Annotated in this window: 13 protein-coding genes and 6 tRNA genes; 15 read left to right on the forward strand and 4 right to left on the reverse strand. The window is 57.2% G+C overall.

Annotated features, from left to right (window positions below; genetic code table 11):
• The first annotated feature begins 17 nt into the window (after positions 1–17).
• On the forward strand, positions 18–1,925 hold the full coding sequence (gene dnaK / locus QMN23_RS00190; protein WP_282001062.1) for a molecular chaperone DnaK: 1,908 nt from the start codon (positions 18–20) through the stop codon (positions 1,923–1,925).
• A gap of 103 nt (positions 1,926–2,028) precedes the next feature.
• Positions 2,029–3,138, forward strand: coding sequence for a molecular chaperone DnaJ (gene dnaJ / locus QMN23_RS00195; RefSeq protein ID WP_282001063.1), 1,110 nt, complete (start codon positions 2,029–2,031; stop codon positions 3,136–3,138).
• Between the two features lie 101 nt (positions 3,139–3,239).
• On the opposite strand, the gene thpR is transcribed toward dnaJ, so the two are convergent.
• On the reverse strand, positions 3,240–3,791 hold the full coding sequence (gene thpR / locus QMN23_RS00200) for an RNA 2',3'-cyclic phosphodiesterase (RefSeq protein ID WP_282001064.1): 552 nt from the start codon (positions 3,789–3,791) through the stop codon (positions 3,240–3,242).
• Positions 3,792–3,795: 4 nt separating this feature from the next.
• Complete coding sequence (locus QMN23_RS00205; protein ID WP_348835251.1) at positions 3,796–4,860, reverse strand: CapA family protein; 1,065 nt, start codon at positions 4,858–4,860, stop codon at positions 3,796–3,798.
• Positions 4,861–4,957: 97 nt separating this feature from the next.
• Here QMN23_RS00205 and serS point away from each other — a divergent pair, with 97 nt between their 5' ends.
• The 8 genes from serS to QMN23_RS00245 all read left to right on the forward strand — a co-directional run bounded on the left by serS (position 4,958) and on the right by QMN23_RS00245 (position 7,925).
• Positions 4,958–6,226, forward strand: a complete 1,269-nt coding sequence (gene serS / locus QMN23_RS00210) for a serine--tRNA ligase (protein WP_282001065.1) — start codon at positions 4,958–4,960, stop codon at positions 6,224–6,226.
• A gap of 6 nt (positions 6,227–6,232) precedes the next feature.
• Positions 6,233–6,318 (forward strand) — tRNA-Ser (locus QMN23_RS00215).
• 19 nt (positions 6,319–6,337) lie between these two features.
• Positions 6,338–6,430: transfer RNA gene (locus tag QMN23_RS00220), tRNA-Ser, on the forward strand.
• Between the two features lie 46 nt (positions 6,431–6,476).
• Positions 6,477–6,965 carry a DUF2155 domain-containing protein gene (locus QMN23_RS00225; protein WP_282001066.1) on the forward strand — a complete coding sequence of 163 codons (489 nt, stop codon included), beginning with the start codon at positions 6,477–6,479 and terminating at the stop codon, positions 6,963–6,965.
• Positions 6,966–6,972: 7 nt separating this feature from the next.
• A tRNA-Arg gene (locus QMN23_RS00230) sits at positions 6,973–7,049 on the forward strand.
• Between the two features lie 133 nt (positions 7,050–7,182).
• On the forward strand, positions 7,183–7,662 hold the full coding sequence (gene tadA, locus QMN23_RS00235; protein ID WP_282001067.1) for a tRNA adenosine(34) deaminase TadA: 480 nt from the start codon (positions 7,183–7,185) through the stop codon (positions 7,660–7,662).
• A 21-nt stretch (positions 7,663–7,683) separates the two neighbouring features.
• A tRNA-Ser gene (locus QMN23_RS00240) sits at positions 7,684–7,772 on the forward strand.
• A 76-nt stretch (positions 7,773–7,848) separates the two neighbouring features.
• Positions 7,849–7,925, forward strand: a tRNA-Arg gene (locus tag QMN23_RS00245).
• A 145-nt stretch (positions 7,926–8,070) separates the two neighbouring features.
• Here QMN23_RS00245 and QMN23_RS00250 read toward each other — a convergent pair.
• Complete coding sequence (locus QMN23_RS00250) at positions 8,071–8,472, reverse strand: iron-sulfur cluster assembly scaffold protein (protein WP_282001068.1); 402 nt, start codon at positions 8,470–8,472, stop codon at positions 8,071–8,073.
• Positions 8,473–8,539: 67 nt separating this feature from the next.
• Positions 8,540–8,911, reverse strand: coding sequence for a NifB/NifX family molybdenum-iron cluster-binding protein (locus QMN23_RS00255; protein WP_282001069.1), 372 nt, complete (start codon positions 8,909–8,911; stop codon positions 8,540–8,542).
• 200 nt (positions 8,912–9,111) lie between these two features.
• Here QMN23_RS00255 and QMN23_RS00260 point away from each other — a divergent pair.
• From QMN23_RS00260 to adeC, 5 genes are all read left to right on the forward strand, one after another.
• Positions 9,112–9,187: transfer RNA gene (locus QMN23_RS00260), tRNA-Asn, on the forward strand.
• Positions 9,188–9,404: 217 nt separating this feature from the next.
• A complete protein-coding gene (locus QMN23_RS00265; RefSeq protein ID WP_282001070.1) occupies positions 9,405–9,980 on the forward strand; it encodes a TetR/AcrR family transcriptional regulator in 576 nt (191 codons plus the stop codon).
• Positions 9,981–10,236: 256 nt separating this feature from the next.
• On the forward strand, positions 10,237–11,439 hold the full coding sequence (locus QMN23_RS00270) for an efflux RND transporter periplasmic adaptor subunit (RefSeq protein ID WP_282003957.1): 1,203 nt from the start codon (positions 10,237–10,239) through the stop codon (positions 11,437–11,439).
• A 12-nt stretch (positions 11,440–11,451) separates the two neighbouring features.
• Entirely contained in the window at positions 11,452–14,610 is a 3,159-nt protein-coding gene (locus QMN23_RS00275; RefSeq protein ID WP_282001071.1) for an efflux RND transporter permease subunit, read from the forward strand.
• Entirely contained in the window at positions 14,610–16,034 is a 1,425-nt protein-coding gene (gene adeC, locus QMN23_RS00280) for an AdeC/AdeK/OprM family multidrug efflux complex outer membrane factor (protein ID WP_282001072.1), read from the forward strand. Before QMN23_RS00275 ends, adeC begins: the two co-directional genes overlap by 1 nt.
• The last annotated feature ends 50 nt before the right edge of the window (positions 16,035–16,084 follow it).

Genomic DNA, 16,084 nt, shown 5'->3' on the forward strand with positions numbered 1-16,084 from the left:
AAAGGAGGAAGTTACCAATGAGTAAAGTAATCGGTATCGACCTGGGGACCACCAACTCCTGCGTCGCAATAATGGAGGGTGGAGAGCCGGTTGTCATAGCCAACTCCGAAGGAAGTCGGACCACGCCGTCGATGGTAGCCTTCACCGACAGTGGCGAGCGGATCGTCGGACAGCAGGCCAAGCGGCAGGCGGTCACCAATCCGGAAAACACCTTGTTTGCCATCAAACGGCTGATCGGCCGCAAGTTCGATTCCGCGGAAGTGCGCAAAGACATCTCCATCTCGCCGTTCAAGATCGCCAAGGCCGACAACGGCGATGCCTGGGTTGAAGCCCACGGCAAGCAGTATTCCCCGCCGGAGATCTCGGCGATCGTTCTCCAGAAGATGAAAAAGACTGCGGAAGACTACCTGGGGCAGGAAGTGACCGACGCCGTCATCACCGTTCCGGCCTATTTCAACGATTCGCAGCGCCAGGCGACCAAGGATGCCGGCAAGATCGCCGGGCTCAATGTCCTGCGGATCATCAACGAGCCGACCGCTGCCGCCCTTGCCTACGGGTTGGACAAGAAAAAGGACGAAAAAATTGCCGTCTTCGACCTGGGCGGCGGGACGTTCGACATTTCCATCCTCGAGATCGGTGACGGGGTCTTTGAAGTTAAATCGACTAACGGCGATACCTTTCTCGGCGGCGAGGATTTCGACCAGCGAATTATCGACTGGGTGGCCGACGAATTCAAGAAAGAGCAGGGGATTGACCTGCGCAGCGACAAGATGGCTCTCCAACGGCTCAAGGAAGCGGCTGAAAAGGCCAAGTGCGAACTTTCCGGTTCGGCGGAGACCGAAATTAACCTGCCGTTTATCACCGCCGACGCCAGCGGGCCGAAACATTTGCTGATGAAACTGAGCCGTGCCAAGCTGGAGACGCTCTGTGCCAGCCTGCTGGACAAACTTGAAGGCCCCTGCCGCACCGCTCTGCGCGATGCCGGCCTTTCCCCGGCCGAGATCGACGAGGTGATCCTGGTCGGTGGGATGACCCGGATGCCGGCGGTGCAAAAACGGGTGCAGGATATATTTGGCAAGACGCCGAACAAGGGGGTCAATCCCGACGAGGTGGTCGCAATCGGTGCCGCCATTCAGGGCGGCGTGCTCAAGGGGGATGTGAAGGACGTTCTGTTGCTGGACGTCACGCCGCTCTCCCTCGGTATCGAGACCCTCGGTAGCGTCATGACGCGGTTGATCGAGAAGAACACGACGATTCCCTGCCGGAAGTCGCAGACCTTCTCAACCGCATCCGACAATCAGCCGGCGGTTACCATTCATGTGCTTCAGGGTGAGCGGGAGATGGCGTCGGACAACAAGACCCTGGGCATGTTCGAACTGACCGGAATCCCGGCGGCTCCGCGCGGGGTACCGCAGATCGAAGTAACCTTTGACATCGATGCCAACGGTATCGTCCATGTTTCCGCGAAAGACCTGGGGACCGGCAAGGAGCAGTCGATCCGGATCACCGCCTCCTCCGGCTTATCCAAAGAGGAAATTGATCGGATGGTCAAGGAGGCCGATGCCCATGCGGCCGACGACAAGAAAAAGCGGGAATTGATCGAGGCCCGTAACCAGGCGGATTCACTGATCTATACCACCGAAAAATCTCTCAAGGAGTATGGGGATAAAATCGGTGCCGACGAGCGGAAGCGGATCGAGGATGCTGTCGCTGCCCTGAAGAATGAGCTTGAGAAGGAAGATGCCGAAGCCATCAAAAAGGCAAGCGAAGAGCTGATGCAGGCGTCGCACAAGCTTGCCGAGGCGGTTTATGCCAAGGCGGGGCAGGCAGGAGAGGAAGCTGCCGGCGAGTCGCAAGCGGAAGGGCCGAAGGACGAAAAGGTGGTTGACGCCGATTTCGAAGAAGTTAAAGACGACAAGAAGTAATCGTGAAGCTTGCTTGGGGTGACGGAAGAAGGCTAAGGGATGGCGGGAGGAGTACGCCCTGTCACCCTTGGCCTTTTGCCGTTTGCCTGGGAAAGGACTGATTTTGGCTGCTGAAAAACGTGATTATTACGAAGTGCTCGGCGTTCATCGCAACGCTTCAGATACCGAGGTAAAAAAGGCCTTCCGAAAGCTGGCGATCCAGTATCATCCGGACAAAAATCCGGGCGATAACGAGGCAGAAGAGCAGTTCAAGGAAATAACCGAGGCCTATGAGGTTATCTCCGACCCGCAAAAACGGGCTCAATACGATCAATTCGGCCATGCCGGCGTTAGCGGCGGGGGATTCTCTTCGGCGGGATTCGGGGCCGGCACGCCCTTTGGCGACATCTTCAGTGATATCTTCGGCGATCTGTTCGGCGGGCGTCCTCGGGGCCGGGGGCGGCGTGGCGACGATCTCCAGTACAATTTGGAACTCAGTTTCGAGGAAGCCGCGTTTGGAGTAGAGAAGCAGATCGACGTTCCCTTTTCCAAGCGGTGCGGGGATTGCGGCGGCAGTGGCGCCAAGCCGGGAACCGAGCCGAAGGTCTGCCCGACCTGCCGCGGTGCCGGCCAGGTTCGATTCCAACAAGGCTTCTTCAGCGTCAGCAAAACCTGCAGCCATTGCAACGGCGAAGGCCGTGTTGTCGAAAATCCCTGTCCGTCGTGCCGAGGCACCGGCATGGTGCGCGATACCAAGAATTTGGCAGTGAAGGTCCCGGCCGGCGTGGAAACCGGTACCCGGCTCAAGCTGACCGGTGAAGGCGGGCAAGGGATCAAAGGGGGAGGGAACGGCGACCTCTATGTGGCCATCAGTGTCAAGCCCCATGCGATTTTCGCCCGCGAAGACAATGATGTCCTCTGCGAGATCCCGATCAGTTTTGTCCAGGCGGCGCTCGGTTGTGAAGTAGAGGTACCGACTCTCGATGGCAAGGTGTCGATGAAGGTGCCGGACGGAACCCAGTCGGGGCGGATGTTCCGGCTTCGGGGCAAGGGAATACCGCAACTCCAGGGTTACGGCCGGGGGGACCAGCTGGTGATCATCAAGGTAGAAACGCCCTGCAATCTCAACAAACGGCAGCGCGAATTGCTTGAAGAATTTGCCAAGATCAGCGGCGAAGAGGTCCACCCGATGAAAAAGAATTTCTTCGAGAAAGTGATGGATATCATCAGCTGATGGCTGCAGGGCTCGCGGCGGCCGTGTTCTGACCCCCTCTTACGGCCGCTGCGATTCTACTAGATCCTTTCTTTTTACGGTGCCGATTCGGGTGCCGTACCTTATGTCCCTCCATCTATCGTCAAAGGGAAAGTCCCCTTACGCCGGTGGATAGCTCCATCCCGGGTCAAGATACTTGCGTAAAGATGAAACTCATTGACCGCGAAAGGAGTCGGCGAAAGATCGGCGTGCTTTGCTTGATACGCTGCAAAATCCTCCGGCTGGCCGTCTTTGAGCCGGGCAAGCGTAATATGCGGAGTATAGGGGCGGTGCTCGGTAGGGAAGCCGGTGGCGGTGACAGCGTGCTCGATGTCGGTAACCAACTGAAACAGCGCAGGGACCTTCTGAATGCTGATCCAGAGCACCCGGGGCTGTCGTGCGGACGGAAAACAGCCGGTCTTCTGCAACGAGAGGCAAAATCGCGGAAGGGAGATGGCTGCCAATCTGACCTGAAGCTGGGCAAGCTGTCGGTCGTCCGCGTCCCCGATAAAGCGGAGCGTGAGATGCAGCTGCTCCGGCGGTACCCACCGGGCGCCGGGAAATCCGGAGCAAAGCGCGGTAAGCTGCGCCTTGACGACCTCGGGAAGATCGATCGCGATGAAGAGCCGGGGCATGGTGTCACCTCCGTGCCGTTCGAATGGCGTCCTGCTCCTGATGGTCGACATATTTTACCAAATAACGGCCGTTCTCACAGGATATCCTGCTGCGAAAAGGGCGGGAAATCGTAGCCAGATGACGGATGATTTTACGGCCAATCTCCCTGTTGGCCGGTTGCGGCTGGTAACGCACATCACTGTACAAGACGTTGAGGGGGAGAATTTCCAGATAACTCCCTGCGTCGGCGAGATGAATCCGGCCGATAATGCTGTGCGCCGCGGCAGTACTCCGGCTACCGAAGGCAAAATTGCCGAGACTATAGAGGATCGGTTTGCCACGATAGATTTCAATCCCCTGGAGGACATGCGGGTGGTGGCCAATGACGGCGTCGGCGCCCGCGTCTATGGCGCGATGTGCGGCAGCCGTCTGGTAAGGCTTGGGAAGGCTGCGTCGTTCCTCTCCCCAGTGGAAGGAAACGATCACATAGTCCGCTACGGCACGTGCCTTGCGGACATCCTCCTGGTAGAATAAGGCGTAACCGGGTGCCGTACCGGCTGAATTGCCCGTGGCGAAGAATTCTACCGGCTGGGTCAGCGAATAGGCGAGAAAGGCGATCGTTTTTCCTTTAACCCGCACCAGTGCTGCCCGGCGTGCCTCGTTCAACGATTCGCCAGCCCCGGTGAACTGGATTCCCTGGTGATTCAGGTTGGCAAGGGTCTCGCGCAAACCCTGAGCGCCGAAATCCATCATATGGTTGTTTGCCAGGGTCAACACCGAAAATCCGGCATGTCTGAGAGCTATCGTCGCCGCCGGATTTGTCCGGAAGTGATAGCGCTTTTCAGTGAACTCTGTGCCAGTACGGGTAATGGGTGCTTCAAGATTGCCGACGCACAAGTCTCCGGTTTGAAGAAGGGGGGCGGTCGCGGAGAACGGGTAGTCATAACCCTGTCGGTCAAAGAGCGACGTGGCGCTGCCGGCAAGCATGATGTCGCCAACGAAATTGATAGTTATTTCCGCAGCGGTGGCTGAGGAATACCCGATACCGAGCCATAGCCCGGCGAATAGCACCAAGGGGAGAAATTTCACATTACCTCCGAGCGGAATGACGACAAAATGATTGACTAACCGGGCGACGAATGTTAATTACTATAACTTTCACCTTCGGAAAGTAAAGGTTTTTCCAATGCTTGATTCACGATATCTACGCGAGCACCTTGAGGAAGCAGAGCGGCGGCTCCAGACGCGTGGGCCGGGAATCAGCCTAGCTCGATTTCGGGAGCTTGACGAGCAGCGCCGCGAGATACTGAAAGAGAACGAAACGCTCAAGGCGTTGCGGAATAAGGTTTCCGAAGAGATCGGTCGTGTTAAGGACAAGAGCCAAGTTCAGGATCGGATTGCCGAAATGCGTGAAGTTTCGGGTAAAATCAAGGAGCTGGATGAGGACTTGCGCCGACTCGAAACGGAGTTCGACGGAATTTTGCTGACGATTCCGAATATTCCCAACGCATCGGTTCCGGAGGGGGCTTCCGAGGCGGACAACCGAGAGGTGCGGAAGTGGGGGGAAATCCCGCGCTTCGATTTTGTTCCCAAGCCGCATTGGGAACTTGGTGAAGACCTTGGCATCCTCGATTTCGAGTGTGGCGCAAAGCTGACTGGGGCGCGTTTCACGCTCTACCGGGGGGCAGGCGCCAGGCTCGAACGGGCCCTCATTAATTTCATGCTCGACCTGCATACGGAACGGCACAATTATCTTGAAATGCTGCCGCCCTTTATGGTAAACAGGGAGAGCATGACTGGCACCGGTCAGCTGCCGAAGTTTGAAGAGGACCTCTTCCACCTGGAAGGGGTTGATTATTTCCTCATCCCGACAGCTGAAGTGCCCGTTACCAACATTCATCGCGGCGATATCCTCCGTGCTTCCGACCTGCCCTTGAGCTACACGGCGTACACCCCCTGTTTCAGGAAAGAGGCGGGTTCTTACGGTAAGGACGTGCGGGGGCTTATCCGCCAGCACCAGTTTAACAAAGTTGAACTGGTGAAGTTCGTTCATCCGGCGACATCGTACGATGAGCTGGAAGTGCTGCTTGGCAATGCTGAAGAGGTGTTGCGCCGGCTGGGCCTCCATTACCGGGTAGTGGAGCTTTGCACCGGCGATCTCGGTTTTTCAGCCGCCAAAACATACGATATCGAAGTCTGGCTTCCCGGTCAGGAAACCTATCGGGAAATCTCTTCGTGTAGCAATTTTGAGGATTTTCAGGCGCGTCGCGCATCCATCCGCTTCAAAGAAGATGAACGATCGAAGCCGGAGTTTGTTCACACCCTCAATGGCTCAGGCTTGGCGGTGGGGCGAACCTTGCTTGCCATCCTCGAGAACTACCAGCAGGAAGACGGATCGGTTGTTATCCCCGAGGCGCTCCGCCAATACATGGGCGGCGTTGAGAAGATCGGCTAGGCTTTCGGAGGGATGGCCGAGTGGTTTAAGGCGGCGGTCTTGAAAACCGTTGAACGAAAGTTCCGTGGGTTCGAATCCTACTCCCTCCGCCACATTGAAAGACAACGAACCGGAGAGATGGCCGAGTAGGTCGAAGGCGCTCGCCTGCTAAGCGAGTATACTGGGAAACCGGTATCGAGGGTTCGAATCCCTCTCTCTCCGCCAGTTTTATCGGCTGGCGTAACGAGGTGGTGTGGGACGAGGAGGAGTTGTGAAAGGTCTGGTCAAGCTGTTTGCCGTAGCAGTCATTGCGGCGCTGGCAGCTTCTGGTTGTAGTAAGAGTGAAGAACAGAAAAACGGTGGGGAAGTAGCAACGCCTCATGGACAGACCGCAAGGAAAGAATCGGTTGTAGTCGTTCCCCCCAGCGTTAAGGGGAAATGGAAAGCGGTAAAGATTGCCGTTATGGACAAGACCGTTAACAAGGAAACGGTCTACACGGTGAATCTCGGATCGGAGCTGGCCATACCCGGCAGCAATCTGGTGATCAAGGTGGAGAATTTCTTGCCGCAGTTTACGATGGACGGCACGACGCTCACCTCGCAATCGAATGAGCCGAAGAATCCGGCCGTTCAGGTGAAGATTCTCGAGGGGGGCAAGGAAGTCTTCAAAGGCTGGTTGTTCTCCCTCTATCCGACAACCCACGCGTTCAATCATCCGAAGTATGGTTTCACGCTGGTTGATTTCATTCCTGCCAATTAGTTGTTGTGCGCTCGTAGCTCAGCTGGATAGAGCAACGGACTACGAATCCGTAGGTCGGGAGTTCGAATCTCTCCGAGCGCGCCATTTTACTTCGAATGAGGGGCTACCGTCAGTGTAGCCCCTTTTTCGTGACACTGCTGGTGATGCTGGCGGCAAACCGCAGTTGACACCCCGGCTAAAACGGGGTATATAACACAATCCGGCTGATGGCATGACAATGGCTGCAACGATAAAGGACGACGGTTATTGGATGGGAAAGGCTCTCCGGGAGGCCGCTAAAGCGGCTGCACGCGGAGAGGTGCCGATCGGTGCCGTGGTTGTTCGTGATGGGGAATTATTAGGCCGGGGGTTTAACGAGCGGGAGCGGAAAAAAGATCCTACCGCTCATGCGGAAGTAATTGCCCTTCGGCGTGCGGCAGCCAAAAGTGATAGCTGGCGGCTCGCCGGTGCTGATCTTTATGTAACGTTAGAGCCTTGTCTCATGTGCATGGGGGCCATTGTTCTCGCGCGGATTAGGCGGGTTGTTTTCGGTTGTTACGATCCGAAGGGTGGTGCAGCTGGCTCTTTATACAATGTTGCGCAGGACGGTCGGCTCAATCACCAGGTCGAGCTGGTGCCTTTGGTTCGTGCTGTTGAATGTTCGCAAAAGCTCAGCGAGTTTTTTGTCGGGTTAAGAAAGAAAAAGGCGGCTCAATAGCCGTTTTTGTGTGAATAAATTGGAGAGATGGCCGAGTGGTCGAAGGCGCCTGACTCGAAATCAGGTATACCCTCCGGGTATCTAGGGTTCGAATCCCTATCTCTCCGCCATGTTGCGGTGGCCGGTTGTTGACTGGCCGCCGTTTTTTAACCGCGGCAGCTGACTATTTGCCGAGGACCACGAATTGCGCCCGTAGCTCAGCTGGATAGAGTACCTGGCTTCGAACCAGAGGGTCGGGAGTTCGAATCTCTCCGGGCGCGCCAATGAAACGGCGGGATTGCCAAATGCAGGCGGTCTCGCCGATTTTGTTTTATGCTGAATATTCACTTGGCTTATCCAGCCTCTGGAAAAAGCACGGCGGCAAGAGGCAACAAATACGCTCTGGGGCGGCATGACGGTGCTGACGGATTACAGGCCGAGCGGCGGTACCGTTCCGGCAACGGTCTCCTGGTACTGCTTGATGGCTGCGTGGAGCGCTGAAGCGGCCATGTTGGAGCAATGCATCTTCTCTTCGGGCAGTCCGCCGAGCGCATTGGCAATTTCCAGGTCTGTCAGCATCATCACTTCATCGATCGACTTCCCCATTACCATCTCAGTCGCGATTGAAGAGGTTGCAATGGCAGCACCGCATCCTTTGATGAGAAATTTGATATCCTTGACGATCCCCGCTTCGATTTTGAGGAAATAGAGCAGGGTATCGCCGCAGGTTGGGTCTCCTGCCTGCACGACGACGTTGGCGTCCTCCATGGCGCCGACATTCCGCGGATTGCGGACGTGATCCCAGGTGGTCGCGGAGTATTGTTCGCTCATCACAAAACCTTTCTACAAGTGCATTACCGGTCGAGCGTTCCGGGTACGATGGTAAAATGGCAACGCGTCAATGAGCACATCCTTGGTCATGGTGCTTGCATGATCCTGGGATAAGCTCGCGGAAGCTGCCGTCTCTGAACTTGCTGACATTTTCCTGAACGGTGGTTCCTTGGGCGCTGTAAACCTTAATTCTGGACCGATTGAGCATGATCAGTGCTCCGGCGCCGATCCCGCCAACAATGACGGCATCTACCTTGTTGCCAGCCAGTGCTTTTATCGGGTTGCACGAACCGTCAACGTGCAGTTGGTCGCGATTGATGATGCTGGCAACTTCATTAGTTTCGGTGTCGACAAGGACAAACTTTTGTGCGGAGCCAAAATGCTTAAAAACGGCGCTTTCGAGTCCTCGGTCTTCTGTAACGGGAAAACAGAGCTTCATTTGCCCTCCTGTTGTTTTTGTGCATATGCACAATTTAAATCGTAGAGAAGGATCCTGTCAAGCCATTTTCTCGCCCAAGTGTAAGCCGCCGGTCAAAGAACCTATATTATGCTTGGCATTGATTACGGAATCGAAAGCGGTTGGCTCAATCTTTCCGCTTGACAGCCAAGATGCGGTCGTGGTACAAGGCTATTCTCTATTCCCCAATAGCTCAGTCGGTAGAGCAGGTGGCTGTTAACCACCTTGTCCCTGGTTCGAGTCCGGGTTGGGGAGCCAAATGACCGAAGGCCGTTATCCAAAAGGATGACGGCCTTTTTCATTGTTCCTCCTGGCGTTTCCCATGCGAACAACGGAAGGGAAGGACCAGGAGGAGCTCTGGTCGATAGTGCGGCTGCGGGCATTGCCTTCCGACAAACCTCCGGAGAAATAACTTGACAAGTGGCTGTCGACTGCATAGATTGAATGAATATTCATTCCGCAAAAGGAAGGGACGATGGACAAATCAGGAAAACGGGGCGAAATAGTGCGAGCGGCGCTGGAGTTAATTGCCGAGCACGGCTTTCACGGCGCCCCTATGGCGATGATTGCCGATCGGGCCGGGGTTGGTGCCGGTACGATCTACCGCTATTTCGAGAACAAGGAAGTGATGATTACGGAACTCTACTGTGAGCTGGAAGAGCGCATCTATCCGGCCCTCCATGCGGGATATCCGGCTGAAAAACCGATCCGTGAACGCTTTATGCACCTAGGGACGTCGCTGCTCCGCTATTTCATTGGTAGCCCGCTCGATTTCCGTTTTCTCGAACAGTTTCACAACTCTCCTTACGGGGTGGAGTATCGTCGGGACAAGGTCCTTGGCAATCGGGAGGGGTGCGATGTCTTCCGTGACCTCTTCGAGGAGGGGGTCGCCCAGCAGGTTATCAAAGAGCTGCCGCTGGTGCTGCTGTTCGATCTGGCCTTCGGTCCGCTGCTGGCCATGGCTCGAGATCATATCCTCGGCTTCATCCAACTGAAAGACTCCTTGGTTGTGCGATGCATCAAGGCATGTTGGGATGGTATCAAGCGTTAGCTTGCGAGTGAGGGCGCTGTGGTTGTGCAGTACCAGAATGAACATTCATTCTGGTAGGTGGCCCTGATCAATCCACTGGTCAGGAGTGAGCCGATGACAGTTTTTGTTTTCCTTACCATGGTGGCTTGGGCGGTAACGGCCATTATAGCGTTTATGACAAGAAAACGGTAGCTGGGTAGCAGACACCGGCTGCTGCCGATTCGCCATGAGTCCAGGCGACAGGTTTGGTGATTTTCAGAAATTTATCGAGGTGGGTATGCAAACCAAGTATGGAATCAAACTAATTGCTGCAATGAGTGTGTTGGTTGGAGGGTTGGCCTTGGCCGGCTGCGGAAAGCAGACTACTGCCGGTGGTTCGGCGCCGAGCGGCCCGCCCGAAGTGGGCGTTGTGGCCATTTCTCCCGAGCGCGTGGCGTTGACGACGGAATTGCCGGGCCGCACGTCCCCACATATAATCGCCGAGGTTCGTCCCCAGGTGGGAGGGATCATTCAAAAGCGTCTCTTTGTCGAAGGCTCGGACGTCAAGGCCGGCCAAGTATTGTACCAGATCGATCCTGCGACCTATAAGGCCGCCTATGCCAGCGCGAAGGCGGCTTTGGCGCGGGCCGAGGCAAATCTGATTCCGGCTCGGCTCAAGGAGGGACGGTTCCACGACTTGGTCAAGATCAAGGCGGTGAGCCAGCAGGACTACGATGATGCAAATGCGGCGCTCAAACAGGCTGAAGCCGATGTTGCCTCGGCCAAAGCGGCCGTAGAGACTGCGCGGATAAACCTGGATTATACCAAGGTAACCGCTCCTATTTCGGGACGGATCGGCCGTTCGGCCGTGACCGACGGCGCGCTGGTAACCGCCAGTCAGCCGACGGCCCTGGCAACCATCCAGCAGCTTGCACCGATCTACGTGGATGTGACGCAATCGACCGCCGACCTGTTGAAACTGAAGCAGAACCTGGCGAGTGGCATCCTGAAAAAAAGTGCAGCAGGGCAAGCCAAGGTCAAACTTATACTGGAAGACGGCACTCCGTATCCGTTGGCAGGAGTACTAAAGTTTTCGGACGTAACCGTTGATCAAAGCACTGGCTCCGTTACCTTGCGGGCGGTGTTTCCTAATCCCAAAGACACCCTGCTTCCCGGTATGTTCGTTCAGGCAGTTGTGGAAGAAGGCGTAAATGAACAAGCGATTCTCGTCCCGCAACGCGGCGTGACCCGCGACCCGCAGGGAGGGGCTCTGGTCATGGTCGTTGGGGCTGGGGACAAGGTCGAACCGCGGCCGATCAAGGTTGTCCGGACCGTTGGCGACAAATGGCTGGTGAGTGACGGATTGAAAACCGGAGACCGGGTCATTCTAGAGGGATTGCAGAAGGCAAGACCGGGAACGCAGGTCAAGGCGGTCCCATTCAGCGGCGAGCCGACGGCAACGTCATCCGCTGCACCAAAAACTGTTGCTGCAAAAAAATAAAGGAGTCGTGCAATGCCCCGCTTTTTCATAAATCGCCCGATCTTTGCCTGGGTCATCGCCATCATGGTCATGTTGGCGGGCTTGCTAGCGATCAAGACCCTGCCGGTCTCCCAGTATCCGGCCATCGCCCCGCCGGAGATTGCCATCAATGCGACTTATCCCGGCGCTTCGGCCCAGACGGTGCAGGATACGGTCACTCAGGTGATCGAGCAGAAGCTGAACGGGATCGACAACCTGATCTACATGTCCTCCACCAGCGATTCGTCGGGAGCGGTATCCATTACCCTGACCTTCAAGGCGGGGACCGATCCGAACATCGCCCAGGTACAGGTGCAGAACAAGTTGCAGCTTGCCACTCCGCTCCTGCCGCAGATCGTACAGCGGCAAGGGATTTCTGTCGTTAAGTCGACCAGGAACTTCCTGCTGATCGTTGGTCTGGTTTCGGAAGACGGGTCCATGGACCGCAACGCCCTGACCGACTACATGGTCTCCAACATCCAGGACAACATCAGCCGGCTTGATGGGGTCGGGGAGATCCTTCTCTTCGGAACTCAAAACGCCATGCGGATCTGGCTTGATCCGGCGAAGCTGGATAATTTTCATCTGACCACCAACGACGTGATTGCCGCGGTGCAGGCACAGAACGTCCAAGTTTCGGCAGGGCAGTTCGGCGGCGCGCCGGCAACGAAGGGACAGCAGCTCAACGCCACCATCAATGCCCGGACGCTTCTCCAGACCCCGGATCAGTTCGGGGCCATCATCCTCCGTACCAACCCCGACGGCTCTACGGTCAAGCTGAAGGATGTGGCCGAGTGTAAAATTGGCACTGAAAACTATGAAATCCAGTCGTTTTACAACGGCAAGCCACTGGGAGGGATGGCGATCCGCCTTGCCTCCGGGGCCAATGCGCTGGAAACCGGTAACCGGGTCAAGGCGAAGATGGCGGAGCTGTCGAAGTATTTCCCTGCCGGCATGAAGGTGGTCTATCCCTATGACACCACCCCATTCGTCAAGATCTCCATCGAGGAAGTGGTCCGGACCCTGGCCGAGGCGGTCTGCCTGGTCTTCATCATCATGTTCCTCTTCCTGCAGAACATCAGGGCAACCCTGATCCCGACCATCGCGGTGCCGGTGGTCCTCCTGGGGACCATGGGGGTGCTGGCGGCTGCCGGCTTCTCCATCAACACCCTGACCATGTTTGCCTTGGTCATTGTCATCGGCCTCCTGGTTGACGACGCGATCGTCGTCGTCGAGAACGTGGAGCGGATCATGGCCGAGGAAGGGCTTTCCCCCCATGACGCGACCATCAAGTCGATGCAGCAGATCACCAGTGCGCTCTGGGGGATTGCCACCGTCCTGACGGCGGTCTTTCTGCCGATGGCCTTCTTCCCCGGCTCCACCGGGGTTATCTACCGCCAGTTCTCGATCACGATCATTTCCGCCATGATCCTCTCGGTATTAGTGGCTATGATCCTGACGCCGGCACTCTGTTCCACCATCCTCAAACCGGTGGAGCAGGGGCATGAGGCGTGCGAGAGCGGCTGGTTCTGCCCGTTTTTCCGCCGCTTCAACAAGGTATTCGAGTTCTGTCGGGGAAAATACGAAGGGATCGTCGGCCGTTCCTTCGGCAAACCGATCCGCTATCTGCTGGTCTACGGCGTCATCGTCGCCGCAATGGGCTGGTTCTTTCTCCATCTCCCGACCTCGTTCCTTCCCGACGAGGACCAGGGATTCATCATCTGCCAGGTCCAGTTGCCGGCCGGTGCCACCGAGGAGCGGACCATCCAGGTGATTCGCCAGCTGGAACGACATTTCCTTGAGGACGAGAAGAAGACGGTGGAAGGGGTTATCACCGTGACTGGATTCAGTTTCGCCGGTCGGGGTCAGAACATGGGGCTCGCCTTCGTGAAACTGAAGGACTGGAAATTGCGCCACTCGCCGGATTTGAAGGCCGCGGCGGTGGCCGGCCGGGCGATGAAGGCTTTTTCGAAATTCCGGGACGGCCTTGCCTTCGCGTTCTCGCCGCCGGCGGTGCTGGAGCTGGGGGTGGCCAACGGTTTCGACTTGCAGCTTCAGGATCGGGGCGGTTTGGGGCACGCAAAGCTGATGGAGGCACGCAACCAACTCCTCGGGATGGCGATGACAAACCCCAAACTGGTGGCGGTCCGTCCGAACGGTCAGGACGACTCTCCGCAGTTCAAGCTCGACATCGACGATGTTCGGGCCGGCGCACTGGGGGTATCGCTTGACGATGTCAACAGCGTTCTCTCCACTGCTTGGGGGAGTACCTATGTAAACGATTTCATTCAGAACGGCCGGGTCAAGAAGGTCTATCTGCAGGCCGAGGCCCAATCCCGGATGCTGCCGGAAGATATCAACACATGGTACGTTCGCAACGATAAGGGCGAGATGGTTCCCTTCTCCGCCTTCGCCACTGCCCATTGGCAGTACGGCTCGCCGCGCCTGGAGCGCTACAACGGTATCCCGTCGGTGGAGATTCTCGGCCAGGCCGCTCCGGGGGTGAGTACCGGTGAGGCAATGTCGGAGGTGGAAAAAATGGTGGGGCAACTGCCAACAGGGATAGGTTACGAATGGACCGGCCTCTCCTATGAGGAAAAGAATGCCGGTGCGCAGGCCCCGGCGCTCTATGCCATCTCGCTGCTGGTAGTGTTTCTCTCGGTGGCTGCGTTGTACGAAAGCTGGACCATCCCCTTCGTCAACCTGCTGATGCTGCCGCTGGGTCTGGTCGGAGCAGTGACGGCGGTAAAGCTCAGGATGTTCCCGAACGACGTCTATCTCCAGATCGGCCTACTCACCACCGTTGGCCTTTCGACCAAGAATGCCATCCTGATCATCCAGTTCATCAAGGATCAGATGCATCACGGCCTTGGGTTGATTGATGCGACTCTGGCAGCGGTGAAGATCAGGCTCCGCCCGGTCATCATGACTTCGCTGGCGTTTTTCTTCGGTACGCTGCCGCTGGCGCTGACCAAGGGGGCCGGGGCCGCGGCTCAGAACGCCATCGGTACCGCCGTTACCGGTGGCCTTCTCTCGGCTACCTTTATCGACCTGATCTTTATTCCGTTCTTCTTCGTTCTGGTGTCACGGGTCTTTGCCCGGAAGAAGTCGACCGTCCCGGCTCCTGCTGCCAACTCCCAGGAGGTGCATTGATGAATAGGATGACAACGGCCTTGTCGCTGCCGCTGGGGGTTTTCCTCTGCCTGGCCGGCTGCACGACCATGGCGCCGAACTATAACCGGCCTGCCGCTCCCGTTCCGGCCGCTTGGCCAAGCGGACCTTCCTACCAGCAACAATCCGGCCAGCAGGCTGGCAAAGCGGTGGCCGATATTCCCTGGCAGGAGTTTTTTGCCGATCAGAAGCTGCACAAGCTGATTGCCCTAGCCCTGGATAATAACCGTGATCTGCGGGTTGCCGTCCTGAATATCGAACGGGCCCGGGCACAGTACCAGATTCAGCGGGCCGATCTCTTCCCGCAGCTTGATGCTACCGCCGACGGTAATTTCCAGCGTCTCCCCGAAGATTTTTCGGGAACCGGCCAGGCACGGACCCTTCATCAGTACAGTGTCGGCCTGGGGGTAAGCTCATACGAACTGGATCTTTTTGGCCGGGTGAGGAGCCTTAAGGAGCAGGCGCTGGAGCAGTACCTTGCTACCGATGAGGCGCGGCGGAGCGTGCAGGTCAGCCTGGTTTCCCAGGTCGCTACCAGCTGGCTGGCCCTGGCCGCCGACCGCGAACGGCTACAATTGGCAAAGGAGACGCTGGCAAGCCAGCAGGCGTCCTTCCAGCTCATCAAGAGCCGCTTCGACGTTGGCGTTTCTTCGGCGCTCGATCTGCATCAGGCCCAGACCAGCGTCGACACGGCGCGGGTCGACATTGCCCGGTATACCACCCTGGTGGCCCAGGACGAAAATGCCCTGAACCTGGTGGTCGGCTCGCCGGTGGGAACCGACCTCTATCCGGTATCTCTCTCCGAAACGCTCACCGCGTTGAAGGATCTTACCCCGGGACTTCCTTCCGACGTTTTGCTGAACCGGCCCGATATCCTCCAGGCCGAGAGCCTGCTCAAGGGGGCAAATGCCAATATCGGTGCGGCGCGGGCGGCATTTTTCCCCCGCATTACCCTGGTTTCGAGCGTCGGCTTCGGTAGCAACGATCTGACGGGGCTTTTCCAGGGCGATTCCTTTGCCTGGAATTTCGCTCCGCATATCTCGCTGCCGATTTTTGACGCCGGCCGCAACCGGGCCAACCTCCAGGTGGCAGAAGTAGATCGGAACATTGCGGTTGCCCAGTATGAGAAGGCAATTCAGACGGCGTTCCGCGAGGTCGCCGATGCTCTTGCCCAGCGGGGCACCATCGATGACCAAGTGGCGGCGCAACAGTCGCTGACCGATGCCACCGCCGAGAGCTACCGGCTCTCCCAGGCCCGTTACGACAAGGGCGTCGACAGCTACCTGAACGTCCTCGATTCCCAGCGCTCCCTGTACAGTGCCCAGCAAAACCTGATCACGGCACGACTCTCCCGGCTTGCCAACCTGGTGACGCTTTACAAGGTGCTGGGGGGGGGAAGCAAATAAAGTCCCGCAACGGGTGAAGCGACATCAGCCGTTCGACACTGCTGCCACGT

Origin of the sequence: Geotalea uraniireducens, from assembly GCF_027943965.1 — a bacterium.
Classification (GTDB): Bacteria; Desulfobacterota; Desulfuromonadia; order Geobacterales; family Geobacteraceae; genus Geobacter; species Geobacter uraniireducens.